Below are 24422 nucleotides of genomic sequence, written 5' to 3'. Positions count from 1 at the left end.
CAGGGAGAGAACGGTCCGGTATGCAGGAATTCCTCGACCTGACCCTCGGCGGGATCTCCGCCGGCGCGGTCTACGCGGCGCTCGGGCTCGCGCTGGTCATCATCTACCGGGCCACCCGGGTGGTGAACTTCGCGCAGCCCGCCCTCGCCCTCATCTCGACGTACCTCGCGTACTCGGTGACGAAGGCGACGGGCAGCTACTGGCTCGGCTTCGCCGTCGCGATCGTGGCCGGGACCGTGCTGGGCGTCGCCACCGAACGGCTGCTGATCCGGCCGCTGCGGCACCGCTCCGAGCTGAGCTCGATCATCGTGACGCTCGGGCTTCTGCTGGTGCTGCAGGCGATCGCGGGCATGATCTGGTCCAACGAGCCGCTGGCGTTCCCGTACGCCTTCGACTTCCGCGGCCGGTTCTCCGCCAACGACCTGTTCGTCGTGCTGGTGGTGCTCGCCATCGCCGCGCTGGTGCTGGTGGTGTTCAAGTACACGCCGCTGGGCCTGCGGATGCGGGCCGCCGCGTTCGCCCCGGACGTCGCCCGCGCGCTCGGCGTCCGGGTCGGGCTGATGCTCACCGTCGGCTGGGGGCTGGCCGCGGCGGTCGGCTCGCTGGCCGGGCTGCTCGCCACCCCGCCGTTCCTCTTCCCGAACGTCCTGGACGGCGTCTTCGTCTACGCCCTCACCGCCGCCGTGCTCGGCGGGCTCGACAACCCGTTGGGCACCATCGCCGGCGGGTTCGTGCTCGGCGTCGGACTGTCCTATGTGTCCGGTTACCTGGGGCCGGAGATGGTGACGATCGCGGCACTGGCGATCCTCGTCGTCGTGCTGATCGTGCGGCCCAGCGGGTTGTTCGGCCGGGCGAAGGTGAGGCGGGTATGACGGTGCGCACGAGTCTTCCGGAAACCCGCGTGGAACCGGCGGCGAAGAAGCGGACGTTACCGCCGCTGCTGCGCCACACCCTGTTCGCGCTGGCCGCGTTCGCCGCCGTCGTGCTGCTGACCCTGGTCACCGACGAGTTCACCAACCTGCGGATCGCGACCATCGGCTACTACCTGATCGCGGTGGCCGGGCTGACCCTGCTGACCGGCCTCACCGGCCAGGTTTCCCTGGGGCACGGCGCGTTCATGTTCATCGGCGCGTACACGGTCGCCTTGCTGGTGAAGCACGTGCCGTCGTTCCCGCTGTGGGCCGACCTGCTGCTCGCGTCGGTCGCCGGCGGGCTCGCCGGGCTGCTGGCCGGGGCCGCCGCGGCCCGGCTGCGCGGCCCGTACCTCGCCGGCGCGACGCTCGCGCTGGCCGTCGGGCTGCCCGCGCTGACCCGCCGGTTCCAGGACTTCCTGGGCGGCAGCAACGGGTTGAGCTTCACCGTCCACAGCAGACCGTCCGGCGTGGCGGTCCCGGAGCTGCGCTGGCAGACCTGGATCGTCTGGCTCAGCGTGCTCATCGCGCTGGTGCTCGTGGTGAACGTCGTGCGCGGCCGGCTCGGGCGCGACTTCCGCGCGGTGCGCGACGACGAGGTCGCCGCGTCGCTGAGCGGGATCGCCGTCGGGCGCACGAAGATCCTCGCGTTCCTCATCAGCGCGGTCTGCGGCGGGCTCGCCGGCGGCCTGCAGGCGTTCCTGCTCGGCACGGCCGCGCCCGGCTCGTTCACGCCCGCGCTGTCGCTGAGCCTGCTGGCCGCGGTCGTGCTGGGCGGGCTCGGGTCCCTCTGGGGCGCGCTGTGGGGCGCGGTCGCGCTCGTCTACTTCCAGGCCTGGTCCGAGGACCTCGCCGACGTCCTGCACCTGAACACCGACGTGGCCAACAACCTCCCGCTGGCGGTGTACGGCGTGATCCTGATCGTCGTCGTGCTCGCGTTCCCCCGAGGTATCCAGGGTGGTTTCCAAAAGCTGCGCGGACTTCTCCGTCGACCCGCCGAAAAGAAGGAGAACCATGAGAACGACTAGGTACGGCGCGGGGTTCGTCGCCCTCGCACTGGCGCTGACCGCGTGCGGCGGCGCGGGGGAGAGCGACGGCGGTGGCCAGCAGGCGGCCGACTCGGCCGTCGGCGTCACGAAGGACACCGTCACCATCGGCACGCACCAGCCGCTCACCGGCCCGGCCGCCCCCGGGTACAGCAAGATCTCCGTCGGCGCCCGCGCGGTGTACCAGGCGATCAACGACGGCGGCGGGATCAACGGCCGCAAGATCGACTACAAGGTCGAGGACGACGGCTACAACCCGACGAAGACCGTCGAGGTCGTCAAGAAGCTCGTGCTGCAGGACAAGGTGTTCGCGATCGTCGGCGGGCTCGGGACGCCGACGCACTCGAAGGTCGTCGACTACCTCAACACCGAAGGCGTGCCGGACCTGCTGGTGTCCTCGGGCGCGCTGGCGTGGGACAACCCGCAGAAGGCGCCGATGACCTTCGGCTACCAAGTGGACTACACGCGCGAGGGCAAGATCCAGGGCAAGTTCATCAAGGACACCTTCGCGGGCAAGAAGATCGGGTACTTCACGCAGAACGACGACGTCGGCCGCGACACCCAGGCCGGGCTCGACCAGTTCGTCAAGGACCAGACCGTCGTCCGGCAGGGCTACGACAGCGCGAACACCGACGTCACGCCGCAGCTGTCCGCGCTGAAGGCCGCGGGCGCCGAGGTCGTCGTCTGCGAGTGCATCCCGGCGTTCACCGCGCTGTCGATCCTGGCCGCGGCGAAGATCGGGTACAAGCCGCAGTTCGTCGTCAGCAGCATCGGCGCGGACCCGGCGACGCTGTCCGGGCTGCTGCAGGACTTCGCCAAGCGCGGCGGCGCCAGCGTGTCGAGCGCGCAGCTGCTCGACGGGCTGATCGGCACCGGCTACCTGCCCGACGTCGCGCAGACGTCCGACCCGTGGGTCACGTACTTCAAGGGCATCCACGACAAGTACATCCCGAAGGAGCCGCTCACCAACACGCTGTTCTACGGGATGGTGCAGGCCTACACGTTCGCGCAGGCGCTGAAGGCCGCCGGGCCGGACCCGACGCGGCAGAAGGTCGTCGACGCGATGAGCTCCGGGCAGCTGAAGGGGCCGGGGCTGACGCCGTTCGGGTTCTCGAAGGACTCGCACGCCGGCTACACCGGCGCGTACGTGTTCAAGATCAACCCGGACACCACGACGACGGTGATCCAGCCACCGTCGGTCACCGACCGGGGTACCGGGGCCATCACGGCCTACACCGGTGAACGCGCCACTCCGGAGCAGGTGAACCTGCTGGGCAAGTGAGGACCGGGCCGGTCCGTGGGCGCCACGGGCCGGCCCGCCCGCTCACATAGGGTGGCGACATGAACGTGCGGGACAAGGTGGTGCGGGCGGCGGTGCGCCTGTTCGCCGAGAAGGGCTTCGAGGCCACGACGGTCCGCGAGATCGTCGAGGAGGCCGGCGTCACCAAAGGCGGGCTGTACCACTACTTCGAGTCCAAGGACGACCTGCTCTTCGAGATCTACACGGCGATGCTGCGGATGCAGACGCGCCGGATGGTGACGATCGCGGAGTCGGACCTGCCGCTGCCGGAGCGGCTGCACGCGATCGTCGCGGACGTCGTCGTGACGAGCATCGCCGACCTCGACGCGGCGACGGTGTTCTTCCAGTCGTTCCCGCTGCTGGAGAAGTCCAAGCAGGTCCAGGTGCGCGCCGAGCGGCGCACCTACCACGAGCGCGTGCGGGACCTGGTCGCCGAAGGCCAGCTGGCCGGGGTCTTCCGCGCCGACGTGCCCGCCGACCTGGTGATCAACTACCACTTCGGGGCCATCCACCGGCTCGGCATGTGGTACCACGCCGACGGCGAGCTGTCGGGGGAGCAGGTGGGCGAGCACTTCGCGAACCTGATGCTGCGCAGCCTCCGTCCATAGTGGACGATCTATCGTGGGGGCATGCACATCGTGGCGGTCCTCGCGCTCGACCAGGTCGTCCCGTTCGACCTGGCGACGCCCATCGAGGTCTTCTCGCGGACCCTCCTGCGTGGCCGGCCCGCGTACGAGGTCCGGATCTGCGGTCCCGCGCCGGAGCTGGACGCGGGGATGTTCACCTTGCGCCCGCCGTGGGACCTGTCGGGGCTGGCCGACGCCGACACGATCATCGTGCCGGGGCGGGCGGCGAACCCGCCGCTGCCTGCGGACGTGATCTCGGCGTTGCGGTCGGCGGCGGCGCGCGGAGCGCGGATCGCGTCGATCTGCTCGGGGGCGTTCGTGCTGGCCGAGACGGGACTGCTGGACGGCCTGCGCGCGACGACCCACTGGGCGGCGGCACCCGAGCTGGCGCGCTTGTTCCCGGCGGTCGAGGTGGACCCGGACGTGCTGTACGTGGACAACGGGCAGCTCCTGAGTTCGGCGGGCGCGGCGGCGGGGCTGGACCTGTGCCTGCACCTGATCCGCCGCGACCACGGATCGGCGGTGGCGGCCGACGCGGCCCGGCTGTCGGTGATGCCGCTGGAGCGCGAGGGCGGCCAGTCCCAGTTCATCGCGCACGACGTGCCGCCGACGCCGCGCGGGTCGGAGCTGGAGCCGGTGCTGGCGTGGCTGGAGGAGAACTGCGCGTCGGAGCTGACGCTGCCGGGGGTGGCGGCGCAGGTCGGGATGAGCACGCGAACGTTGAACCGCCGCTTCCGCGAGCAGACGGGGACGACGCCGTTGCAGTGGCTGCTGCGGGCGCGCGTCCGGCGGGCGCAGCACCTGCTGGAGTCGACGGGCGAGCCGGTGGACCGGATCGCGGGGTTGGTGGGGTTCGGGTCGCCGGGGGCGTTCCGGGAGCGGTTCAAGCGGGTGGTGGGGACCAGTCCACAGGCTTATCGGGCGAGCTTCCGCGCACTCTGAGGACGCTCACGACCGGGCTGGGGGCACAGGCAGGCGAGCCGGCCTGCGTCAGTCCGCCGCGCGGAGCAGGAGGTCGCGCATCGAGCCCATGCCGTACTTGTCCACCGTGCTGGAGAGTTCGGCGATTTCGCGCAGCAACGGCCGGAGGTCCACCCCGGCCGCCGTCGCCTCGGCGCGGATGTCCCTCAGTGCCAGGATTTCGTCGCGGGTGTCCCGGCCGTGGTCGCGGGCCGACAGGTGCAGGAGCCGCGTGCGGAAGCCCGCTCCCGGCAGGTGGGCGGCCCAGGAGAACGACGGGCAGCGGTCGAACACCGCGCGGACGGCGGCTCGCGTCCCGGCGTCGCCGTGCTCGTAGTGGCCGAGCAGCGCTCGCAGCGCTTCCTCTGCTTCGGCACGGACGCCGGCTTCGTCCAGTGGCTCGGCGGTGCGCAGCTTCTCCTGCCAGCCCGGGTCGGATAGGTCGATCGGCCGCTCGGCGATCGGCTTCAGGCACAGATCCAGCACCGCGGCCGTCTCCGCCAGCTCCTCGAGTTCCGCCACGGCTCACCGTAACCGGTAAGGTCGGTCCCATGTCGAGCCCCGAAGCGTCCAGGGCGGGGCTGCCGGTCACTCCGGCAGCCCGGTAACTCCCACACCTTCCCCGGGCTCCCGGGTGACCACGAAAGCGTCCCTTGCCTTCGTGTTCCCTGGAGTTTCGCTGTGTCCCTGTACTTCCTCGCCCTCGGCGTGTTCGCCATGGGCACGTCCGAATTCATGCTCGCCGGGCTCGTCCCCGGCATCGCCGCCGCGTTCGACGTCACGCCGGCGCAGGCCGGTTACCTGACCAGCGCGTTCGCCCTCGGGATGGTGGCCGGCGCGCCGCTCATGGCCGCCCTCGCCCGGCGCTGGCGACGCCGGACCGCGCTGCGGGCCTTTCTCGCCCTCTTCGTCGCGATGCACGTCCTCGGTGGGCTGACCTCGTCGTTCGGCGTCCTGCTTGCCACGCGGTGGGTCGCCGCCGTCGCCTACGCCGGGTTCCTCGCCGTCGCGCTGACCGCGGCCACCTCGCTCGTGCCGCCGGACCGCACGGGACGCGCGCTCGCCGTCCTGCTCGGCGGGACGACCTTGGCCTGCGCCGCCGGCATCCCCGGCGGGGCGCTGCTCGGCTGGCCCACGGCCACCTGGACCGTCGCCGCGCTGTGCCTGCCCGCCTTCGCCGCGGTGTCGCGCGTCCCCGACACCCCCGCCGGCGGGGTGGCCGACCTGCGGAGCGAGTTCGCCGAACTCCGCCCGCTCGCCCCGGTCCTGCTCCGGGCGGCGCTGGTCAACGCCGCCACCTTCGGTGTCTTCGCCTACTTGGCGCCGCTGAGCGAAGGCGTCGCGCCCGCGCCGGTGGTGCTCGGCCTCTTCGGTGCCGGGTGCTTCGCCGGCATCACCGCGGCAGGGCGGCTCGCGGACCGGTGGCCCGGCCGGGTCGTCGCCCTCGGTGGGTCGTTGCTGCTCGGGGGCTGGGTCGTGCTCGCCCTGGTTCCGGCGGCGCTCGTGTTCCTCGCGTTCCCGCAGGGCGCGCTGGCCTTCGCGGTCGGCGGCACGGTGATCACGCGGATCCTCCGTGCGGCCACCGGCGCCCCGACCATGGCGGGCTCCTACGCGACGGCGGCCCTGAACGTCGGCGCGACGGCGGGCCCGATCCTCGCCGGCGGGCTGAACCCGTTCTGGGTCGCCGCGGTGTGCACCGCTGTCGCCGTCGCCGGACGTAGTAGGTGATCAACCCGGCGGTCGCGGCGAGCGCGATCCCGCCGGCGATCATCCGGAGCGTGAAGTCGAGGCCGGTCACCGAACCGCCGGCGTTGACCGCGGCGCTGACGGCGAGGACCACCCAGAGGAGGGCGGGGGTGGCGGTGCGGGTGGGTGCGTTCGTGTTCGTCATGCCGGGAACACTACGAACGCCCCGCGCCCGGATCGATGCCGTGCGCACCCGGATCCGGGGTAGTGCCAGCGCTACCCCGCGTCCCGGCCGAGGTAGGCGAGCACCGCCAGCACCCGGCGGTGCCCGCCACCCTCGTCGGACGGCAGGCCGAGCTTCGCGAAGATGTTGCGGATGTGCTTGAGCACCGCGCCGTCGCTGACGACGAGCAGCTCGGCGATCGTGCCGTTGTTGTAGCCCTCGGCCATCAGCGCCAGCACTTCGCGTTCCCGCGCGGTCAACGCCTCGAGGGGGTCCTTCGCGCGGCGGCGGGACATCAGCTGGCCGATGACCTCCGGGTCCATCGCCGTGCCGCCGTTGGCGACCCGCTCGAGCGCGTCGAGGAACCGCTCGACCTTCCCGACGCGCTCCTTGAGCAGGTAGCCGACCGCGCCGACACCGTCGGCGAGCAGCTCGACCGCGTAGCTCGTCTCGACGTGCGCCGACAGCACCAGCACCGGCAGCCCGGGGTGGATCTCGCGGGCGCGCACGGCCGCGCGCAGGCCCTCGTCGCGGTGGGTCGGCGGCATCCGGACGTCCATCACGACGGCGTCCGGCCGGTCGCCTTCGACGAACTCGAGGAAGCCCTCGGCGTTGTCGAAGGTGGCGGCCACCTCGATGCCCGCCGTCTTCAGCAGCAGGGCCAGGCCTTCGCGCAGCAAGGCGTCGTCCTCGGCGATCACGACCCGCATGGCAGCTCCACTCGCAGCACGGTCGGCCCACCGGGTGGGCTGGTCAGGGTGAGGGTTCCGTCGAAGGCCTCGGCACGGCGCCGGATCCCGGCGAGCCCGCTGCCGCGCCGCTCGTCGGCGCCGCCGCGGCCGTCGTCGCGGATCTCCAGGGACAGCAGGGCAGCCGTGCCGCCGAGAGTGATGTCCACAGTGGACGCGTCGGCGTGCTTCGTGACATTGGCGAGCATCTCGGCGACGACGAAGTACGCGGCGGCCTCGACCGCGGCCGGGCGGTGGGTCTCGTACTCGACGTGGACCGCCGTCGGCACCGGGCAGTGCTCGGCGAGCGCGCGCACCGCCCCGGCGAGGCCGCGCTCGCTCAGCAGCGGCGGGTAGATGCTGCGCACGACGGTCCGCAGCTCGGCCAGCGCGTCGGTCGCGGTGTCCTGGGCCTTGACCAGCAGGTCGCGGGCCGTGGCCGGGTCGCGGTCGTAGAGCTGGCCGGCGATGCCGAGCTGCAGGACGACCGCGGCGATCCGGGCCTGGGTGCCGTCGTGCAGGTCGCGCTCGATGCGGCGCAGCTCGGCGCCGTGCGCCTCCAGCGCGGCCGCCCGCGTCGCGGTCAGTTCGGCGACCCGGTCGGCCAGCACGACGCCGGGGGCCGGCCGCAAGAGGTTCCGCGCGGTGCGGGCCTGCCAGCGCGCGGCTCGCGGCAGCAGGAGCGTCGCCGCGGCCATTCCCGCGGCGACCAGGAAGTCCAGTCCCGCGCTCGGCCACGAGTTCACCATGATGCCGAGCGAGCCCTCGATCCCGCCGGGCACCACCGGCCAGATCAGGACCGTGACGACCTGCTGGACCGCGCCGAGCGGCAGGCCGAACGCCAGGCTGCCGAGGACCAGCCCGGTCGCCGCGTGGATCGCGAGCCACGCGAGGTCGCGGCGGGTCGCGGGGTCCTTCACCGGCGAGCCGTCGCGGTAGGGCTCGGGGATGGCCTCGCCGAGCCGGCGCGCGGCCCGGCGCCGGTCGACCCCGACCGGCCACCGCGCCAGCTTGATCGCCGGGGCCAGCGACGGGATGCCGACGCCGAACGGGCACAGCAGGAGGACGGCGAAGAGCCCGGCGAGGGCCAGGATCGACAGCAGCGAGGTGCCGGCGCCGACGACGAGGTAACGAGCCGCCGACCAGCACTCGCGCAGGCGGGTCGTCACGGGCGACAGTGTCCCACCCCACCGCCGTGGTGGTGCTGGCGCTACCCCCGATCCACCTCTCCACGGGATCGATCGCCGCTGGTCGCGGACCTAGTTTTCCCGGTAGACCACGAAGGGGACCGGAAAATGACCACAGGGAACGCGCTGGAACTGGCCGGGGTGCGGAAGGTGTACGGCTCCGGCGACGGCGCCGTCACCGCGCTCGACGGCGTGACGGCGGACGTGCCGCGGGGGACGTTCACCGCGGTGATGGGCCCGTCGGGCTCGGGCAAGAGCACCTTCCTGCACTGCGCGGCCGGCCTGGACCGGCCGACGTCGGGGAAGGTGGTGCTCGGCGGCACCGAGATCGGGCGGCTCAAGGAGAACGAGCTGACGCGGCTGCGGCGCACCCGCGTCGGGTTCGTCTTCCAGGCCTACAACCTGCTGCCGTCGCTGAACGTGCTGCAGAACATCACGCTGCCGATGCGGCTGGCCGGCGCCAAGCCCGACCCGCAGTGGCTGCGGGAGATCGTCGAAGGCGTCGGGATGGCCAAGCGGCTGGAGCACCGCCCGGCGGAGCTGTCCGGCGGGCAGCAGCAGCGCGTCGCGATCGCCCGGGCGCTCATCGCCCGGCCCGACGTCGTGCTGGCCGACGAGCCGACCGGCGCGCTCGACACCCGCACCGCGCGGCAGGTCCTCGACCTGCTCCGCGCGGTCGTCGACGGGATGGGGCAGACCGTCCTGATGGTGACCCACGACCCGGTCGCCGCCTCGGCCGCGCACGGCGTGCTCTTCCTGGCCGACGGCAAGCTGGCCGGCCACCTCCCGCACCCCACCCCCGAGCGGGTGGCGGAGCGCATGACGCACCTCGGGGAGTGGTGAGCGTGCTGACCCTCGCGTGGCAGACCATCCGCACCAGGCTCGGCGGGTTCACCGGCGCCTTCGTCGCGATCCTCTGCGGCACCGCGCTGGTCGCGGGCTGCGGGGTCCTCATGGAGTCCGGCCTGCGCGCCGGCGTCCCCACCCAGCGCTACGCCGCCGCGGCCGTCGTCGTCGGCGGCGCCCAGACGGTGCACCCGCCGGGCGCCGACGCGCTGACGTTCGACCAGGTCGGCGAGCAGCCGTCGGTGCCTTCGGAGCTGGCCGGGCGGATCGCTTCGGTGCCCGGCGTGCGCACGGCGGTGGCGGAGCAGAGCTTCCCGGCGCAGGTCGTCACGGCCTCCGGGGAGGTCATCGGCGGCCCGCAGTCGCTGGGCCACAACTGGGACGCGGCCGCGCTGGCGCCGTTCCGGCTGAGCGCGGGCCGGGCGCCCGGGGCGCCGGACGAGGTCGTGCTCGACGCGGAGCTGGCGCAGCGAGCCGGGGTCGGCGTCGACGGGAAAGTGCGGATCATGACCCGGTCGGTGCCGGCCGAGTTCCGCGTCAGCGGGATCGTGGACGCGTTGTCGCGGCAGTCGGCGCTGTTCTTCACGCCTTCGCAGGCCGTGGAGCTGGCCGCTCGCCCCGGCCAGGCGCACGCGATCGGCGTGCTCGCCGAACCCGGCGTGACGCCGGAGACGCTGGCCGAGCGGATCGGCGCGGTCGCCGGGGACGCCGAGGTCACCACCGGCGTCGAGCGCAGCACGATCGAGTTCCTCGACGTCAGCCAGACGCGGACGCTGCTGCTCGCCATCGCCGGCTCGTTCGGCGGGTTCGCCCTGCTCGTGGCGGTGTTCGTGGTGGCCAGCACGCTCGCGTTGACGATCAACCAGCGGCGCCGGGAGTTCGCGCTGCTGCGCGCGGTCGCCGCGACCCCGCGCCAGATCCGCAAGCTCATCGGCACCGAGACGACGATCGTCGCGCTCGTCGCCGGCGTCCTCGGCGGCGCGCTGGGCCTGGCGGTGGCGTCCGGGCTGCGTGACGCGTTCGCCGCGATCGGCGTGATCCCGGCCGACTTCGGGCTGGCGATCAGCCCGCTGCCGGCGCTGGCGGCGGTGCTGCTGGGGCTGGGTGCCGCCCGGCTGGCGGCGTGGGCGGCGTCGCGGCGGCCGTCGTCGATCAAGCCGGTCGAGGCGCTCGGCGAGGCGGCGGTCGAACGCCGTGAGCTCGGCCGCGCCCGCGTGCTCACCGGCTGGGGCCTGGTGCTGGCGGGGTTTGGCGGCGCGCTGGTGCCGCTGTTCCTGCGCGGCGACGTCGCGACGGCGGTGTCGTCGATGTCGACGCTGGTGATCGTGATCGGGCTTGCCGTGGTGGGGCCGCAGGTGACCGGGGTGGCGGTGCGGTTCCTGGGCCCGCTGCTGGCGCGGGTGTGGCGGATCAGCGGCTACCTGGCCGGCGCGAACGCCCAGGCCGGCACCCGGCGCCTGGCCGCGGCGGCGACGCCGTTGATGCTGGCGATCGCGTTCGCACTGGCGATGTTCTACGGCCCGACGTCCGCCACGGCGGCCGCGGCCGAGGAGACCGCGGCTTCGACCACCGCCGACTACGTGCTGAGCGGCCCGGCGGGGGTTTCGCCCGAGGTGGCCGCGGCGGCCGCCCGGCTGCCGGGCGTGGCCACGGCGACGCCGGTGGTGCGCACGTCGGTGCTCACGGTGTCGACGGTCGGCGACAGCACGGAGGTCCAGCGGACGTCGGCCCAGGGGCTTGGTCCTTCTCAAGGGGTACTGGAACTGGGCGTCGACTCCGGGCGGCTCGCGGACCTGACGGGCGACACGGTGGCACTGAGCCGATCGGAAGCCGACTGGCAGGACAAGAAGCTCGGCGACGAGGTGACGTTCTACTTCGGCGACGGCGTCCCGGCAAAGCTGCGGCTGGTGGCGACGTACACGCACGACAAGGCATTCGGCGACTTCGTGCTGCCGGTTTCGTTGGCGCGCCAGCACAACGGCGGCCGGCTGGACGACTCGGTGCTGGTCCGGCGTGCCCCGGACGCGGACCCCGCGGCGGTGGCCGCGGCGTTGCGTTCGCTGCCGTACCCGGGCTTGACGGTGGCCACGGCTTTGTCGGCCCCCGAGGGCGGCGAAGGGCAGGCGCAGTTCTACCTGAACCTGGTGGCGGCCGGGGTGATCGTCGGGTACCTGGCGATTTCGGTGGCCAACACGCTGGTGTTGACGACGGCCCAGCGGTCGCGGGAGTTCGCGTTGCTCCGGCTGGTGGGGACGACCCGCCGCCAGGTGACGCACATGATGCGGCTGGAGGCTTTGGTGACGGTGGGGATCGCGGTGGTCGCCGGGACGTTGGTCGCGTTGGTGCCGTTGGGGTTGCTGAATGTCGGGCTGCGGGGGAGCCCGGTGCCGTCGGGGTCGTGGACCGTCTACTTCGGAATCATCGGCGGCGCGGCGGCGCTGGGGTTCTTGGCGATGGGACTGTCGACGTTCGTGGCGCTGCGGGCCCGGCCGATCGACGCGATCGGGCTGCGGGAGTAGGTAGGTGGTTGGTGGCGGGTGGTGCCGAGGGGGCACCACCCGCCACCGGGCGTCAGCAGGCGGTGCCGGTGTCCTCGCCGGTGTAGGACAGCACGCGCCAGTCGGTCGTCCCGCCGAGCGGCACGGTCCCGCCGGCCGGGACGCACTTCTCGCCGAGCAGGGTCTTGAAGGCGCCGCCGTAGGTCAGGGAGTAGGCCTTGATCTTCGTGGCGGTGGTGCCGCAGTTGCCCCACTGGTAGTCGCGGGCGTTCGGGCCGGCCGTCCCCTGCGTCCACTGGGTGCCGCAGGTGACCGCCGACGCCGGGCTCGCGATGACGGGCACCGCCGCCGCGGCGAGGCCGATCGCGATCGCCAGGGAAATGCGTTTCATGGAATTGCCCCCCTCGTTCCCGGTTATCTTTGCGCCGGCCAAGGTAACCGGGAACGAGCCGGGAATTCCCTAATCCCGATCACCGGATCACACGCGCGCGGTCTTCCTCCGGAGCGACAGCTCCCGCGCGACCTCGCCGGTCACGATCATCGCGGACGTCGCAACGGCCATTTCGGCCAAGCCGCCCGCGCGGAGCTGCTTCATCAGCAGGTCGTGGACGCGCTGGCTCGTCTGCTGCGTCGGGCCTGGCCGGCGGTAGTCCGCAGACGGACCCGGACATCCAGCTCGACCGGGTCGAACTCGTCGGACAGGACCGGAACCGCCCGCTCGGTGGCCGCGAGGTGCAGCCGCAGGGGTTCGTATTTGCCCGTCACGGCTTGGTAGTCGCACCGCCGGCGCCCGATATTTCCCGTGGCGGCGGAAGTCGGCTTCACCGGTCCGGCGGCCACAGTCCCAGCTTGGTGAACTGCGCACGCACATGACCGCGCACCGGGTCGTCGACGTCGGCGACGAGGGCGATCGTCTGGCGGGACTCGTTCCACGCCTCGACCTGCCGGCCGGTCGCCGCCAGGGAGCGCACCAGCGCGACCAGCGCGCGGACCACCTGGACGTGGTCCGCGCGGGCGACGCCGAGAGCCTTCCGTGCGTACAGCAGCACATCGCCGTGTTCTTCGGCGTCGCAGGCGGTTTCGCTCAGTTCGACCAGTGCGGCCAGCGTCTGCTCGTGACCCGCCGGGTAGCGCTCGTGCAGCTCGACGGCTTCGGTGAACTGCCGGATGGCCTCCGTGATCCGGCCGGCGCGGCGGCTCAGCAGGCCGAGCTCCAGGGCCATCGCGGCGTGGCGGCGGTGGTCGCGCAGTTCGGCGTACAGCGCTTTCGCCTGGGACAGATGGATTTCCGCCTCTTCCAGCTCGCCCCGACGACGCAGGTGCGCGCCGAGGTCGCCGTGCGCCGCGGCGCACGGGCCGGGTTCGTTGAGGCTGTGCTGGATGGCGAGCGCCTCCCGCAGGCAGGACAGGGCGCGGTCCCGTTCCCCGGCGGCTTCCGCGTGCTGGGCGAGCAGGAGGAGGACCTCGGACCGATCCCGGCTGTTCTGCGTGTTGTTGAAGAGCTGGTTCGCGACTTCCAGGGACTCGGCGATCTTGTCCGGGTCGTCGTGGATCCGCGCCAGGGTGGCCAGCGCCTGGCCTTCGGCGTCGCGGTCGCCGGCACTTCGCGCGGCGAGCAGGACCGTCTCGACGGCTTCGTGCCAGTCGGATCCGGCGCCGTCGAAGGCGAGGTGGGGCCGCGCCAGCCGCAGCAGCGTCACCGCCCGCGCCAGGTTGTCGCTCGCCGCGCGGCGGATCGCGGCGCACAGGCTCGCCTCTTCGCCGGCCAGGAACGCTTCCGCGGCGGCGAAATCCGGCAGCCGCCCGGCCGGCAGTTCCGCGGTGCGCCGCAAGGCCGGCGCCAGGACCTCGGCGGCGTCGGTGACGCGGGCGATGTACCAGTCCAGGAGCCGCGCCTCGGCCTGGCGGCGGTCGTCGGGCGGATCGTGGGCGCGCGCGAGCCGTTCCCCGGCCTCGCGGGTCAGGGCGTCCATCCGGTAGCGGCCGTCGTCCCGGCTGATCAGGTACCGCGACCCGATGGCGGTCAACGCACCGCGCGTCGCTTCCTCGTCGGTCCCGTCCAGGGCGAAGATCGCTTCCAGCGCGAGGCTGGGCGAGACGTGCAGCGCGAGCGAACGGAAGAGCCGCGCGGCCGGCGCGTCGAGGGCATGGTAGGACCACAGAATCGACGTCAGGATCGTGCCGGACGCCAGTTCGCCGGCCAAGAGGAGCTCGGCCGGGCTCGGCAGGCCGCCGGCGCCGGGCAGGAGTTCGGCGAGGGTGCGGACGGCCTGCGGGGCGCCGCCGGTCAGCGCCAGCACCGCCGCCGGATCGGGCGGTTCGACCGAGGTGTCGCGCAGCAGGTTGCCGAGCAGCCGGGCGATCTCGGTTTCGGAGAACGGCCGCACCTCCAGCCGGAAGGCGCCGTGGTGGGTGACGAGATCGCTGAGCCGGTGCCGGCTCGTCACGACGACCACCGAGTGCGCGCTGCCCGGCAGCAACGGGACGACCTGCGCGGAATCCCGGGCGTTGTCGAGGAAGACGAGCACACGGTGGTCGTCGAGCAGGGTCCGCAGCATCCGGACCCGCGCGCTCGGGCTCGCGGGGATCGCCGGCGCGGCGACGCCGAGCGCGTCGAGGAACTCGGCGAGCACGTCGGCGGCGTCCCGGGGCGGGCCGGTGCCGTAGCCGCCGAGGTCCGCGTGCAGCTGGCCGTGCGGGAACCGTTCGCGGACGGCGTGCGCCCAGTGCAGTCCCAGCTCCGTCTTGCCGACGCCGGCGGGCCCGGTGATCGCGACGATGAGGGTCGCGGGCGGACCGCCGACCCGCGAGCGCACGAACAGGTCGTCGAGCCGGCCGACGTCTTCGGAGCGGTCGACGAACTGGCTGACGGTGGAGGGCAGCTGCGCGGGCGGCACGGCGCGCAGAGCGGCCTGGGTCCGGTGCCGATCGGCGGGCGCGGGCGAGTCCCGGGACTGCAGCAGCTGCTGGTGCAGTTCCTGCAGGTCCTGCCCGGGGCCGGTGCCGAACGAGCGGGCGAACCGGTCGTAGACCTGTTTCCAGTACGTGTCGAAGGCTTCGTAGTGCCCGAGCCCGTTCAACGCGGTGATCCGCTGCGCGATGTACTGGGTGTCCAGCTCGTGGTCGACCATGGCCTCGTCGAGGATCCGCAGCACCCCGCGGTAGTTCCGGCGTTCGAGCTCGACGGCGCACAAGGCCTGGTAACCGGCGACGCGCTCGTAGCGGTCGATGTCTTCCCGTTTCTGCTCCATCCAGACGGTGCCGAGGTCTTCGACGACGGGGCCGCGCCAAAGTCCCATGGCCTCCTTGAGTGAAGCGGCGGCAACGTCGAACCGGCCGGCCTCCCGTGCTTGTTCGCCGTGCTTGACGAGTTTCTTGAAGCGCGCGTAGTCGAGATCGTCGCCTTCGGGCAGGAACTGGTAGCCGGCCCGCTGGGTGACGATCTTCGCGGAGACCCCGGCGTCGCGCAGGGAGGCACGCAGCCGGCTGACGTAGGCGTGGAGATCTTTCCGGGCGTGGTCGGGAGGATCGTCCCAGAGGGCTTCGGTGACGGTCCGGACGGCGACGACCTTGCCGTGGTTGAGCATCAGCACGCCCAGCAACGACCGTTCCTTGGCCCGCCCGAGCGCGACCTCCCGGTCGCCGAGCAGGAGTTCGACGTGCCCCAGGATCCGGAACTGCATCGCACCTTGTGGTTGGTCGGCAGGGACTTCCTGCCCAGCACGGTAACCCGGCGGCGGGCGGGTTTCAGTGCAGGTCAAGGGGCTGTCAAGAATTTGTCCAGCGATTGGTAACCGAAGTGTCAACCGGCGCGGTTCACGATCACGTCATGTCGTGGACGGAAGTGTGGCGGTGGCTGTGGGGTGCTGCGCCGCCTGTGCTCGCGGAGCCGGTGGCCGATCCGGTGCACCACACGATCTTCGTGGTCGAGATCGAGGGGTTCGCGGCTGCGGGGCGGACGAACCTGCACCGGTTGACGCTGCGGGCGGGGCTTTACGACGTGGTGCAAGGGGCGTTGGCGGGCAGCGGTGTGTCCTGGCCCGACTGCTACCACTCCGACCTCGGTGACGGGGTTCTCGTGCTGGTGCCCGCGGACTACCCGAAGGCGGTGTTCAGCGAGCTGGTCCCGGCTGCGCTGACGGCTCTGCTGGCGGAGCACAACCGGGTGCACCGGTTACCGGAAAGGATTCGCCTGCGGGTGGCGTTGCACGCGGGAGAGGTCAGCTACGACGCCCACGGCCGGACGGGAGCCGCGATCGTGCACACGTTCCGGCTGCTGCACTCGGGCGTGGTGCGGGACGCCCTGGCGAGCGCGGTGGGGGATCTCGCGGTGATCGCCTCGGGGTGGTTCTACGAGGAGATCATCCGGCACAGCCCCGTGAGCCGGCCTGAGTGGTATCGGCCGGTGTTCGTGCAGGAGAAGGAAACCGCGGCGTGGGGATGGGTGCGACTGCCGGGCGAGCGCTACGACCGCTCGGACGATCTCGCGCTGGGCTGATGAGGTGGGGCCGGCCGTGGCTGGCTCCACCTCTTGATCGCGAGCGGAGCCCGCTCAACGATCGGCCTCAAACCTCACTGATGTTCATGCTCGTGGTTGAGATGGCCGAGAAGGGCATTCCAAGCGGGAGCTAAGACTTTGAGGACCGGTGAATCAGGTCGCGGGTCCGTGCTGTCGCGCACCAGTGCGCTCCCCGGCTCGAACCGAACCTCCGGGCCACTCCCCCAAGCGCTGGAATATGAGCTCCGGAACCATTCGACGTGGTCGGCCGGCGGCTCTTCTGTCATCGGTTTGTTCTCCTTGGCTTGATGATGACCGAAGACTTCGTCTATCGAACAGGTGGTGTGTTGTGTACCCGGATGGGGGCTCCGGCTGTGCCCCCATCCTCAACTGTCCGACCTCAGGCGTCCTCCGGCGTGATCAGGCGTAGAAAAAACGTCCACGCGGACGGTGAGATCTCGATGGCCGGCGAATCACGCCTCCGGTCCTTGCTGTCGCGCACCTGGGCGCTTCCGCGCGTGAACCGGGTTTCGACACAGCTTCCACCGGCGCTGGAATAGCTGCTCTTGAACCACCCGTTGCGATCGGGGGTGGCAGAGGGATTTGTGTTCAATTCACTCCACGTCCTTGGTGTGATGGCGAACCATCGCGAATGTTTCTTCTCGATCGAGTGCTCGCCGGTAAGCATCCTCGAACGTCATGGTGATGTTTCGCACCTCTGTGGGATCTTCGATGATTCCCCAGGAGGACACGGTTTCCTGCCAGGCCAGCGTCGGCAGCTGCGAGTTGTCGAAGTCGATGACGACGACGGTCGCTCCGCCGAAGAGCCCGCAGGCGGTCGCCGTGAAGGGGATCACGCGAAGGTCGAGCTTTTCCGGGTACTGTTCGATCATGGTGGCGAGGTGCGCGAGCTGGTCGCGAAGCACCTTCGGGCCGCCGATCTGCTGCCGCAGCGCGGCTTCGCTGATGACAGCGGTGAACCGGAACGGATCGTCGGGGTCGGTGAGCCGCTGCTGCCGCCGCTGCCTGGCCTCGACGCGCTGGTTGACTTCGACCGCCCGCATGGTCACGTCGGGCAGGATGAGCGCCCGCGTGTAGTCGGCGGTCTGCAGCAAGCCGGGAATGAGCAGGTTCTCGTAGTCCCGCAAGCCCCGTGCACCCTGTTCCAGGCCGTAGAGCCGCTGGATCTCGTTGTCGAACAGCGCGGAATAGCGGGTCCACCAGCCGCGCTCCTTGGCCGCGGCGCGCAGCGTCAGCAGCTCCTGCTGCTCTTCGTCGTCGAATTCGAACAGTTCGAGGAGCCGCGTCAGGCTTTCCAGCGAGAGGATCTTTCGCTCGTTCTCCACGGCCGACCAGTAGTTGCGGCTGAAGCCGAGCACCTCGGTGATCGTCCTGACCTCGATGCCCAGTTGCTCGCGCCGCCGCTTCAGGCGCAGGGCGAGCTCCCAGGAAGCGACGACCGGCGACGAAGGCGCTGACAACGTCGGGGCTCCTTTGCACGTGCTGACGCAGTTGCGAGAAGACGCTCTTGGTTACGGTAACCGAACAGTCTCACCGGAACAGTAGTGGTGAAGTATTCAGTCTGCCTAACCTTGAGGATAACCATCGCAACACCGCGGCGAGCCTGCCGACGCGCTCTCGATCGGGCGACGATGGGATCGCGGGTCAAAGGGGATCGACATGCCGGAGCCCGATTCGACGAGGCCCTCAGTGGCCCGGCTTGGCGGGTGGACGCGCGGATGGGACCCGCCCAGGCCTGGTAACGACTCCGGCATCGCCAGTGTCGCCCCCTTTGCGGAAAGCGGGCCGGACGACGCCGGCCGGCGGGGCGGCATCGGTCTGAACACCGCCCACTGCACCATCGTCGTTGTCGATGTCGAAGGCTTCGGCCTGCGGAGCCGGACCAACCCGAACAAGGTCCGCGTCCGGCGGGGCATGTACCGGGCCCTCGAACGCGCCTTCGTCGCTGCCGCGATCCCGTGGGCTGCCTGCCGTCACGCCGATCTCGGAGATGGTGTGCTCGTGCTCGCCCCCGCTCGCATCTCCAAGGCCCTCTTCGCCGACCTGCTCCTCGGCCCGCTAGCCGACGAACTGGCGGCGCACAACGGCGCGCACCCGTCACCCGAACGGATCCGGCTGCGGCTCGCTCTGCACGCCGGGGAAGTTTCCTACGACGACCACGGCGTCACGGGCTCCTCGATCCTCCACGCCCAGAAGTTGCTCGACGCTCCCGAACTGAAGCGCGCGCTCGGGGGGACCACCGCCCCGCTCGCCGTGATCGCCTCCGATTGGCTCTTCGACGAAGTGATCCGGCACAGTGAGCGCAGCTGCGCCGACGCCTACCAACCGGTCGGCATCGCGAGATGTGGCGTCGCGTGGATTCGCCTCGTTTCGCGGCGACGTGATCTTCGTAGGCGACGCCGCGTCGGCTGACGGAGAACCTCTCCCGTACTCCCGAAACTTCCCGAAAGTTATTGCCCCACCGAAGACGTCGATCACATGCTTTTCCCATCGCCAGGCCTCGATGAGGAGGAAGCATGCTCACCAAGAACCGCTTCAGGGTTTTCGCCGGTGGGGCCGCCCTTGCGCTGGTCGCCACCTTCCTGCCCGGGGTGGCCCGGGCCGATACCGTCATCACCACCAGCCAGACCGGGAACAACGGTGGCTACTACTACTCCTTCTGGACCGATGGTGGCGGGTCCGTGCAGATGACCCTCGGCTCCGGCGGGAACTACCGGATGAACTGGAGCAACGTCGGGAACTTCGTCGGTGGCAAGGGGTGGAGCAACGGCAGCCGGCGGACCGTGAACTACTCCGGCAGCTTCAACCCCTCCGGCAACGGCTACCTCGCCCTCTACGGCTGGACCTCGAACCCGCTCGTCGAGTACTACATCGTCGACAACTGGGGCACCTACCGGCCCACCGGCACCTACAAGGGCACCGTCACCAGCGACGGCGGCACCTACGACATCTACCAGACCACCCGCTACAACGCCCCTTCCGTCGAAGGGACCAAGACCTTCAACCAGTACTGGTCCGTGCGGCAGCAGAAGAAGACCGGCGGCACCATCACCACCGGGAACCACTTCGACGCCTGGGGCCGCTACGGCATGCGCATGGGCAGCTTCAACTACTACATGATCCTCGCCACCGAGGGGTACCAGAGCAGTGGCAACTCCAACATCTCGGTGGGCTGAGGCGATGCGCAGAGCAATTCTCGCGGCGGCGCTGCTGGCCGTCAGCAGCGTCGTGAGCACCGCCCCCGCGCACGCCGCCGCCTGCAACGGCTATGTCGGCCTCACCTTCGATGACGGACCCTCGAACGCGCACACCCCCGCCCTGCTCAACGCCCTGCGGCAGAACGGCTTGCGCGCCACGATGTTCAACGAAGGCCAGTACGCCGCCGCCTATCCCGCGCAGGTGCGGGCCGAAGTGAGCGCCGGGATGTGGGTCGGGAACCACAGCTACACCCACCCGCACCTGACGCAGCAGAGCCAGTCCCAAATGGACTCCGAGATTTCCCGTACCCAGCAGGCGATCTCGGCGGCCGGTGGTGGGACGCCGAAGCTGTTCCGGCCGCCGTACGGGGAGACCAACGGAACTCTGCAAGCGGTCGAGGCCAAGTACGGCCTGCGGCAGATCATCTGGGACGTCGACTCGCAGGACTGGAACAACGCGAGCGTCGACGCCATCGTGCAGGCCAACGCCCGCCTCGGCAACGGCCAGATCATCCTCATGCACGAATGGCCCGCCAACACGCTGTCCGCCATCCCGCGGATCGCGCAGACCCTGGCGAGCCGGGGACTGTGCGCGGGCATGATCTCGCCGCAGACCGGCCGGGCCGTCGCGCCGGGCTGAGGGGTCCGGTGGCGCGGCGGCCCGCCGCGCCACCTCCCTCAGTTCACGTGCCACTCCAGCCGCGCCGCCGCCGGCCCGAGCGGCCAGACGTCCACGCAGACCTCGTGGTCCACGAGGAGCCCGGTGTGCCGGCAAAAGCGCGGGGCCCGGAAGACCGTCGGCGCCGGGGTGAAGTTCCGGGCCGTGACGTAGTCGCGAAGCACCTCGGGGGCGCGGTCGCCGGTGGTCTCCAGGACGCCCCAGCAGTTGTGGGAGCCGCAGTTGAAGTCCCGGGTGATCGCCAGCCCGGCGGGACCGGGCGCCACCCCTTCGTCGCCCGGCGGGGACTCGTACGCGGCGAACAGCGCGCCGCCGGTGACGACGAACCCCGCGATGACCAGCACGAACAGCCGGACGAACCCGCGCCGGGCACCGATCGCGCAGACCACCGCCGCGATGGTCGTGTGCAGCCAGTAGACCTCGATCGGCGCCGGCACCCAGTGCCCGGCGAAGCCCAGCGCACCCGGCAGGACGAACCACACCAGCAGCGCCAGCAGCACCGCCCCGACGATCAGCCCGGACCGCCGCGATGGTGCCAGCCAGCACCAGACCAGCATGGGGACCAGGCCGAACAACCCGGCGAACGGGCTCGCCGAGAAGCAGGCCACGACCACGGCCGCCACCACGAGCGCGACGCGCCACCAGTGCGTCCTGACTCTTTCGGGGATCTTCACCCGGCCAGTCTTCCGGATACGGCAGACTGCCGACCATGACGATCACGGTGCTGGTGGTGGACGACCAGCAGGTGGTGCGCGAGGGCCTGGTCGCGCTGCTGGGCCTGCTCGACGACGTCGACGTCGTCGGCTCGGCCGCGAACGGCGAGCAGGCACTCGGTCTCGCCGGCGAACTCGACCGTCTCGACGTCGTCCTGATGGACCTCAACATGCCCGTCCTGAGCGGGGTCGAAGCGACCGAACGGCTCACGCGGGAACACCCGGACGTCGCCGTCCTCGTGCTCACCACCTACTCGGATGACGAGTCGATCGCCGGGGCGCTCGCCGCCGGGGCGAAGGGCTACCTGACGAAGGACGCCGGACGGCACGAGATCGGGGCCGCGCTGCGGGCCGTCGTCGCCGGGCAGCTCACCTTCGGGGCCGATGTCTCGCGCCAGGTCGCCGGTGCGCTGACCGGGGTGAAACCGCGCAAGGACGGCCTTCCGGACGGCCTCACCGCCCGGGAAGCCGAAGTCCTCGGCCTGATCGCCGCCGGCCTGACCAACGGCAAGATCGCCGCCGAGCTGTTCATCGGCGAGGCCACCGTCAAGACGCACATCAACAACGCCTTCGCCAAGATCGGCGTGCGCAACCGCGTCGAGGCCCTGCGCTACGCCGAGCAGCACGGCCTGCACCCGAAGCGGTGATCACCGCCCGGCCTTCTTCACCACGACGGCGATCACCCCGAGCACGATCAGCAGCAGCAGGATCCCGCCGCCGATGATCGCGAACCGCAGCAGCATGAACTGGACGACCTCACCCATGTCCGTTTCCCTTCCCGTGTTCCGACGAGGGGAACGCTAGGGCGGCACCCGGGTGGAGCGGGACCTCCGCGGGGTGGAGATCGGGGTGGAGATCCACCGCGCTCCACAGTGGACAGACAAGCGCTCGGTTAACTCGCCGTAAGAACCCGGCTTAACCCGGACATTTCACCGCACTGGCGGTCGCCGGTCGGCTGCCGTTCGGGCTGCGTTCACCCTGCTCGCCCACCGCCGTAATTTGCGGTGCCTAAGTTTCCTGCTCGAGCCGCAGAGTGAAAGCAAGGAACTCATGGACGCACCCCTGGCAGTGAGAGCGCGCGGGATCACCAAGTGCTTCGGTGACGTCGTCGCGCTCGACGGCATCGACTTCGACGTGGCACCCGGCCACATCCACGGCCTCGTCGGCCCGAACGGCGCCGGCAAGACGACGTTGCTCGGCCTGCTGCTCAGCCTGGCCGTCGCCGACGAGGGCACCCTGGAGATCCTCGGCGCGCCGGTCGGGAAGAACCTCGGCGGGGTGGCCGGGTTCGTCGACGGCCCCGGGCTCTACCCGTCGCTCACCGCCCGGCAGAACCTCGCCGCGCTGGCGGGCCTGCACGGCCGTGACCGCAAGACGCCGAAGATCGACGACGTCCTCGGCGAGGTCGGGCTCACCGACGTCGCCCACGACCGCGTGCGCGGCTTCTCCCTCGGCATGCGCCAGCGGCTCGGCCTCGCCGCGGCCCTGCTCACCGAACCTCGCCTGCTGGTGCTCGACGAGCCGGCGAACGGGCTCGACCCGGCCGGCAAGAAGCACGTCCACGGCGTTCTCGACCGGCTCGCCGCCGAGGGCACCACCGTCGTGCTTTCCAGCCACCGGATGGACGACCTCGAGGCGCTCTGCTCCGAAGTCACCATCCTCGCCACCGGCCGCGTCGTCTTCACCGGCCCGCTCGGCAAGCTCTCCGCCGAGAACGGCGAACTGGACTACCGGCTGCGCACTTCCGACCCCGGCAAAGCCCGCGCCCTGGTCGCAAGCGCGCCCGGGATCCGGCTCGCCGACCCCGACGCCGACGTCTTCGTGGTGCGCGCGCTGACTTCCGCGCTCGACGAACTGGTGCTGCGGCTGGCGAAGGACGGCATCGCGGTGCGCGAGCTCGCGCCGGTCGTGTCTCCGCTCGAAGCCGCTTTCCTCGCCCTCACCGAACAGCCGGAGGCCGGCCGATGACCGCGACCGTCACGGAGACCGTCCCGGTCGCCCGCGGCTACCGCTTCGAACTCGTCAAGTTGTTCGCTGCTTGGCGCATCCGCCTGCTGGTGCTGGCTTGCTGGCTCGCGCCGGCGCTGTTCGTCGCCGTGGTGAGCGAGCAGAGTTCGCTGCCCGTCGACACGCTGTTCGGCCGGTGGATGAACGCCACCGGCTGGGCGGGACCGCTGGTGATGCTCGGGTTCGCGGGTACGTACGCGCTCCCGCTGCTGACGTCGGTCGTCGCCGGGGACGTCTTCGCCGCCGAAGACCGGCTCGGCACCTGGCGCCACCTGCTGGTCGCGGTCCGGTCGCCCCGGCGGATCTTCGTCGCGAAAGCGCTTGCCAGCCTGACCGTCATCCTCGTGCTCGTGGCCGGGCTGGCCGTTTCCGGCGCGGTGGGCGGGGTGCTCGCCGCCGGGAGCCGGCCGCTGGTCGGGCTCGACGGCCACTCGCTGGCCCCGGGCGACGCCGCGGTGCAGGTCCCGCTCGCGTGGGTCTGCGTGCTCGCCCCGACGCTCGCCCTCGGCGCGATCGGGCTGCTCGGGTCGGTCCTCTGGGGCCGGTCGCCGATGGGGCTGCTGCTGCCCGCGGTCGTCGCGCTGGTGCTGGCGCTGGCTCAGCTGCTGCCGCTGCCGGTCGCCGTCCGGCTCGCCCTGCCCAGCTACGCCTTCATCGCGTGGAACGGCCTGTTCACCGATCCCGCCCAGCTCGGCCCGCTGCTGATCGCGGTCGGCGTCAGCCTGGCGTGGGCCGTCGTCGCGACCGCGCTCGCCTACCTGCTCTTCGTGCGCCGCGACTTCACCAACCCCGCGCACGACGGCGGGGGCCGCCGCGCGCTCACCCTCGGTGTCCTGCCGCTGGTCGCGCTGCTCGCCGTGACGGCGGGGATCGTCGCCCTCGCCACGCCGGCCACCGGGTCCGGGATCGACCTGGACAAGGTCCAGCGGTCGGTCGCCACCGCCTTCGCCCACCTCTACCGGCTGCAGGCCGGGCAGCTCAACCGGCCCGACGTCACCGAGGAGCAGCTGGCCGCCACGGCCGCGTGCACCAAGGGCGACGGCCTGGTCGAGCCGGAGGGGCCCGGCAACGACTGGCGGTGCGTCGTCTCCTGGCACCTGCCGGACGTCGCGGCGACGGGCTCGGCGATCTACCAGCTGGACATCACCTCGGACGGGCGGTACGTCGCCGACGGCGACGGACCGAAGGAAGTGAACGGCTACTTCCAGGTGCGGACCCCCGCGGGGGACCAACCCAACCCGCTCTGGCAGTTCGACGGGAACGTCGAGCTGCTCACCACCACGAAGGGATAACCCC

25 protein-coding genes are annotated in these 24422 nt (G+C 71.4%); 15 read left to right on the top strand and 10 right to left on the bottom strand.

Annotated features, from left to right (window positions below; all coding sequences use genetic code 11):
- Nucleotides 1–20 precede the first annotated feature (20 nt).
- From ABFJ78_RS32195 to ABFJ78_RS32175, 5 genes are read left to right on the top strand one after another with little or no spacing between them, the layout of a single operon-like run.
- Nucleotides 21–872: a branched-chain amino acid ABC transporter permease gene (locus ABFJ78_RS32195; protein WP_436390401.1), complete on the top strand. Its 852-nt coding sequence runs from the start codon at nt 21–23 to the stop codon at nt 870–872.
- Nucleotides 869–1939 carry a branched-chain amino acid ABC transporter permease gene (locus tag ABFJ78_RS32190; RefSeq protein WP_436390399.1) on the top strand — a complete coding sequence of 357 codons (1071 nt, stop codon included), beginning with the start codon at nt 869–871 and terminating at the stop codon, nt 1937–1939. The genes ABFJ78_RS32195 and ABFJ78_RS32190 overlap by 4 nt, the downstream gene beginning before the upstream one ends.
- Nucleotides 1926–3239 (top strand): ABC transporter substrate-binding protein, encoded by a 1314-nt coding sequence (locus tag ABFJ78_RS32185; RefSeq protein ID WP_436390397.1) that lies wholly within the window; start codon nt 1926–1928, stop codon nt 3237–3239. Before ABFJ78_RS32190 ends, ABFJ78_RS32185 begins: the two co-directional genes overlap by 14 nt.
- Nucleotides 3240–3298: 59 nt before the next feature.
- Nucleotides 3299–3865: a TetR/AcrR family transcriptional regulator gene (locus ABFJ78_RS32180; RefSeq protein WP_436390395.1), complete on the top strand. Its 567-nt coding sequence runs from the start codon at nt 3299–3301 to the stop codon at nt 3863–3865.
- 21 nt (nt 3866–3886) lie between these two features.
- Nucleotides 3887–4825: a GlxA family transcriptional regulator gene (locus ABFJ78_RS32175; protein ID WP_436390393.1), complete on the top strand. Its 939-nt coding sequence runs from the start codon at nt 3887–3889 to the stop codon at nt 4823–4825.
- 48 nt (nt 4826–4873) lie between these two features.
- Here ABFJ78_RS32175 and ABFJ78_RS32170 read toward each other — a convergent pair whose 3' ends face one another.
- Nucleotides 4874–5365, bottom strand: coding sequence for a hypothetical protein (locus ABFJ78_RS32170; protein WP_436390391.1), 492 nt, complete (start codon nt 5363–5365; stop codon nt 4874–4876).
- 159 nt (nt 5366–5524) lie between these two features.
- On the opposite strand from ABFJ78_RS32170, the gene ABFJ78_RS32165 reads away from it, so the two are divergent.
- On the top strand, nt 5525–6571 hold the full coding sequence (locus ABFJ78_RS32165) for an MFS transporter (protein ID WP_436390389.1): 1047 nt from the start codon (nt 5525–5527) through the stop codon (nt 6569–6571).
- A gap of 234 nt (nt 6572–6805) precedes the next feature.
- Here ABFJ78_RS32165 and ABFJ78_RS32160 read toward each other — a convergent pair whose 3' ends face one another.
- Together ABFJ78_RS32160 and ABFJ78_RS32155 are read right to left on the bottom strand one after the other, a co-directional pair.
- On the bottom strand, nt 6806–7462 hold the full coding sequence (locus ABFJ78_RS32160) for a response regulator (RefSeq protein WP_436390387.1): 657 nt from the start codon (nt 7460–7462) through the stop codon (nt 6806–6808).
- Nucleotides 7450–8649 carry a sensor histidine kinase gene (locus ABFJ78_RS32155; RefSeq protein WP_436390385.1) on the bottom strand — a complete coding sequence of 400 codons (1200 nt, stop codon included), beginning with the start codon at nt 8647–8649 and terminating at the stop codon, nt 7450–7452. Before ABFJ78_RS32155 ends, ABFJ78_RS32160 begins: the two co-directional genes overlap by 13 nt.
- Nucleotides 8650–8775: 126 nt before the next feature.
- On the opposite strand from ABFJ78_RS32155, the gene ABFJ78_RS32150 reads away from it, so the two are divergent.
- Together ABFJ78_RS32150 and ABFJ78_RS32145 are read left to right on the top strand one after the other, a co-directional pair.
- Nucleotides 8776–9510 (top strand): ABC transporter ATP-binding protein, encoded by a 735-nt coding sequence (locus ABFJ78_RS32150; protein WP_436390383.1) that lies wholly within the window; start codon nt 8776–8778, stop codon nt 9508–9510.
- Nucleotides 9504–12032, top strand: coding sequence for an ABC transporter permease (locus ABFJ78_RS32145; protein ID WP_436390381.1), 2529 nt, complete (start codon nt 9504–9506; stop codon nt 12030–12032). The genes ABFJ78_RS32150 and ABFJ78_RS32145 overlap by 7 nt, the downstream gene beginning before the upstream one ends.
- A 52-nt stretch (nt 12033–12084) precedes the next feature.
- Here the strand turns inward: ABFJ78_RS32145 and ABFJ78_RS32140 are convergent, their stop codons facing one another.
- The 3 genes from ABFJ78_RS32140 to ABFJ78_RS32130 all read right to left on the bottom strand — a co-directional run bounded on the left by ABFJ78_RS32140 (nt 12085) and on the right by ABFJ78_RS32130 (nt 15694).
- Complete coding sequence (locus ABFJ78_RS32140) at nt 12085–12402, bottom strand: hypothetical protein (protein ID WP_436390379.1); 318 nt, start codon at nt 12400–12402, stop codon at nt 12085–12087.
- Nucleotides 12403–12605: 203 nt separating this feature from the next.
- Nucleotides 12606–12776: a hypothetical protein gene (locus tag ABFJ78_RS32135; RefSeq protein ID WP_436390378.1), complete on the bottom strand. Its 171-nt coding sequence runs from the start codon at nt 12774–12776 to the stop codon at nt 12606–12608.
- 56 nt (nt 12777–12832) lie between these two features.
- Nucleotides 12833–15694, bottom strand: coding sequence for a BTAD domain-containing putative transcriptional regulator (locus ABFJ78_RS32130; protein WP_436390376.1), 2862 nt, complete (start codon nt 15692–15694; stop codon nt 12833–12835).
- 146 nt (nt 15695–15840) lie between these two features.
- On the opposite strand from ABFJ78_RS32130, the gene ABFJ78_RS32125 reads away from it, so the two are divergent.
- Nucleotides 15841–16509 (top strand): hypothetical protein, encoded by a 669-nt coding sequence (locus ABFJ78_RS32125; RefSeq protein ID WP_436390374.1) that lies wholly within the window; start codon nt 15841–15843, stop codon nt 16507–16509.
- Nucleotides 16510–16583: 74 nt separating this feature from the next.
- Here ABFJ78_RS32125 and ABFJ78_RS32120 read toward each other — a convergent pair whose 3' ends face one another.
- The 3 genes from ABFJ78_RS32120 to ABFJ78_RS32110 form a co-directional block, all read right to left on the bottom strand.
- On the bottom strand, nt 16584–16796 hold the full coding sequence (locus tag ABFJ78_RS32120; RefSeq protein WP_436390372.1) for a DUF397 domain-containing protein: 213 nt from the start codon (nt 16794–16796) through the stop codon (nt 16584–16586).
- A gap of 113 nt (nt 16797–16909) precedes the next feature.
- Entirely contained in the window at nt 16910–17197 is a 288-nt protein-coding gene (locus tag ABFJ78_RS32115; protein ID WP_436390370.1) for a DUF397 domain-containing protein, read from the bottom strand.
- A complete protein-coding gene (locus tag ABFJ78_RS32110) occupies nt 17124–17990 on the bottom strand; it encodes a helix-turn-helix domain-containing protein (protein WP_436390369.1) in 867 nt (288 codons plus the stop codon). Before ABFJ78_RS32110 ends, ABFJ78_RS32115 begins: the two co-directional genes overlap by 74 nt.
- A gap of 199 nt (nt 17991–18189) precedes the next feature.
- On the opposite strand from ABFJ78_RS32110, the gene ABFJ78_RS32105 reads away from it, so the two are divergent.
- The 3 genes from ABFJ78_RS32105 (at nt 18190) to ABFJ78_RS32095 (ending at nt 20367) form a co-directional block, all read left to right on the top strand.
- Nucleotides 18190–18942 carry a hypothetical protein gene (locus ABFJ78_RS32105; RefSeq protein WP_436390367.1) on the top strand — a complete coding sequence of 251 codons (753 nt, stop codon included), beginning with the start codon at nt 18190–18192 and terminating at the stop codon, nt 18940–18942.
- Nucleotides 18943–19046: 104 nt separating this feature from the next.
- Nucleotides 19047–19706, top strand: coding sequence for a glycoside hydrolase family 11 protein (locus ABFJ78_RS32100; protein WP_372669353.1), 660 nt, complete (start codon nt 19047–19049; stop codon nt 19704–19706).
- Nucleotides 19707–19710: 4 nt separating this feature from the next.
- Nucleotides 19711–20367, top strand: a complete 657-nt coding sequence (locus ABFJ78_RS32095) for a polysaccharide deacetylase family protein (protein WP_436390365.1) — start codon at nt 19711–19713, stop codon at nt 20365–20367.
- 38 nt (nt 20368–20405) lie between these two features.
- Here ABFJ78_RS32095 and ABFJ78_RS32090 read toward each other — a convergent pair whose 3' ends face one another.
- Nucleotides 20406–21080 carry a hypothetical protein gene (locus ABFJ78_RS32090; protein WP_436390363.1) on the bottom strand — a complete coding sequence of 225 codons (675 nt, stop codon included), beginning with the start codon at nt 21078–21080 and terminating at the stop codon, nt 20406–20408.
- Nucleotides 21081–21115: 35 nt separating this feature from the next.
- Here ABFJ78_RS32090 and ABFJ78_RS32085 point away from each other — a divergent pair, with 35 nt between their 5' ends.
- The 3 genes from ABFJ78_RS32085 to ABFJ78_RS32075 all read left to right on the top strand — a co-directional run bounded on the left by ABFJ78_RS32085 (nt 21116) and on the right by ABFJ78_RS32075 (nt 24418).
- Entirely contained in the window at nt 21116–21766 is a 651-nt protein-coding gene (locus tag ABFJ78_RS32085) for a response regulator (RefSeq protein ID WP_436390362.1), read from the top strand.
- A 403-nt stretch (nt 21767–22169) separates the two neighbouring features.
- Complete coding sequence (locus ABFJ78_RS32080) at nt 22170–23087, top strand: ABC transporter ATP-binding protein (protein WP_436390360.1); 918 nt, start codon at nt 22170–22172, stop codon at nt 23085–23087.
- The gene (locus ABFJ78_RS32075) at nt 23084–24418 is read left to right on the top strand and encodes an ABC transporter permease (RefSeq protein ID WP_436390358.1); all 1335 of its coding nucleotides are present in this window, start codon (nt 23084–23086) and stop codon (nt 24416–24418) included. The genes ABFJ78_RS32080 and ABFJ78_RS32075 overlap by 4 nt, the downstream gene beginning before the upstream one ends.
- The last annotated feature ends 4 nt before the right edge of the window (nt 24419–24422 follow it).

This window comes from Amycolatopsis sp. MEPSY49 (assembly GCF_051337345.1).
Lineage (GTDB): Bacteria > Actinomycetota > Actinomycetes > Mycobacteriales > Pseudonocardiaceae > Amycolatopsis.
The sequence above is the reverse complement of the archived record's forward strand: the minus strand, read 5'-3'. Positions and strand labels throughout refer to the sequence as shown.

Excerpts from the sequence above, each read along its gene's own strand:
- ABFJ78_RS32085 (WP_436390362.1), top strand. The coding sequence starts at position 21,116 with ATGACGATCACGGTGCTGGTGGTGGACGACCAGCAGGTGGTGCGCGAG.
- ABFJ78_RS32120 (WP_436390372.1), bottom strand. The coding sequence starts at position 16,796 with ATGACAGAAGAGCCGCCGGCCGACCACGTCGAATGGTTCCGGAGCTCA.
- ABFJ78_RS32160 (WP_436390387.1), bottom strand. The coding sequence starts at position 7,462 with ATGCGGGTCGTGATCGCCGAGGACGACGCCTTGCTGCGCGAAGGCCTG.
- ABFJ78_RS32190 (WP_436390399.1), top strand. The coding sequence starts at position 869 with ATGACGGTGCGCACGAGTCTTCCGGAAACCCGCGTGGAACCGGCGGCG.
- ABFJ78_RS32150 (WP_436390383.1), top strand. The coding sequence starts at position 8,776 with ATGACCACAGGGAACGCGCTGGAACTGGCCGGGGTGCGGAAGGTGTAC.
- ABFJ78_RS32140 (WP_436390379.1), bottom strand. The coding sequence starts at position 12,402 with ATGAAACGCATTTCCCTGGCGATCGCGATCGGCCTCGCCGCGGCGGCG.
- ABFJ78_RS32185 (WP_436390397.1), top strand. The coding sequence starts at position 1,926 with ATGAGAACGACTAGGTACGGCGCGGGGTTCGTCGCCCTCGCACTGGCG.
- ABFJ78_RS32115 (WP_436390370.1), bottom strand. The coding sequence starts at position 17,197 with ATGCTTACCGGCGAGCACTCGATCGAGAAGAAACATTCGCGATGGTTC.
- ABFJ78_RS32130 (WP_436390376.1), bottom strand. The coding sequence starts at position 15,694 with ATGCAGTTCCGGATCCTGGGGCACGTCGAACTCCTGCTCGGCGACCGG.
- ABFJ78_RS32125 (WP_436390374.1), top strand. The coding sequence starts at position 15,841 with ATGTCGTGGACGGAAGTGTGGCGGTGGCTGTGGGGTGCTGCGCCGCCT.
- ABFJ78_RS32180 (WP_436390395.1), top strand. The coding sequence starts at position 3,299 with ATGAACGTGCGGGACAAGGTGGTGCGGGCGGCGGTGCGCCTGTTCGCC.
- ABFJ78_RS32105 (WP_436390367.1), top strand. The coding sequence starts at position 18,190 with ATGCCGGAGCCCGATTCGACGAGGCCCTCAGTGGCCCGGCTTGGCGGG.
- ABFJ78_RS32195 (WP_436390401.1), top strand. The coding sequence starts at position 21 with ATGCAGGAATTCCTCGACCTGACCCTCGGCGGGATCTCCGCCGGCGCG.
- ABFJ78_RS32100 (WP_372669353.1), top strand. The coding sequence starts at position 19,047 with ATGCTCACCAAGAACCGCTTCAGGGTTTTCGCCGGTGGGGCCGCCCTT.
- ABFJ78_RS32075 (WP_436390358.1), top strand. The coding sequence starts at position 23,084 with ATGACCGCGACCGTCACGGAGACCGTCCCGGTCGCCCGCGGCTACCGC.
- ABFJ78_RS32095 (WP_436390365.1), top strand. The coding sequence starts at position 19,711 with ATGCGCAGAGCAATTCTCGCGGCGGCGCTGCTGGCCGTCAGCAGCGTC.
- ABFJ78_RS32080 (WP_436390360.1), top strand. The coding sequence starts at position 22,170 with ATGGACGCACCCCTGGCAGTGAGAGCGCGCGGGATCACCAAGTGCTTC.
- ABFJ78_RS32175 (WP_436390393.1), top strand. The coding sequence starts at position 3,887 with ATGCACATCGTGGCGGTCCTCGCGCTCGACCAGGTCGTCCCGTTCGAC.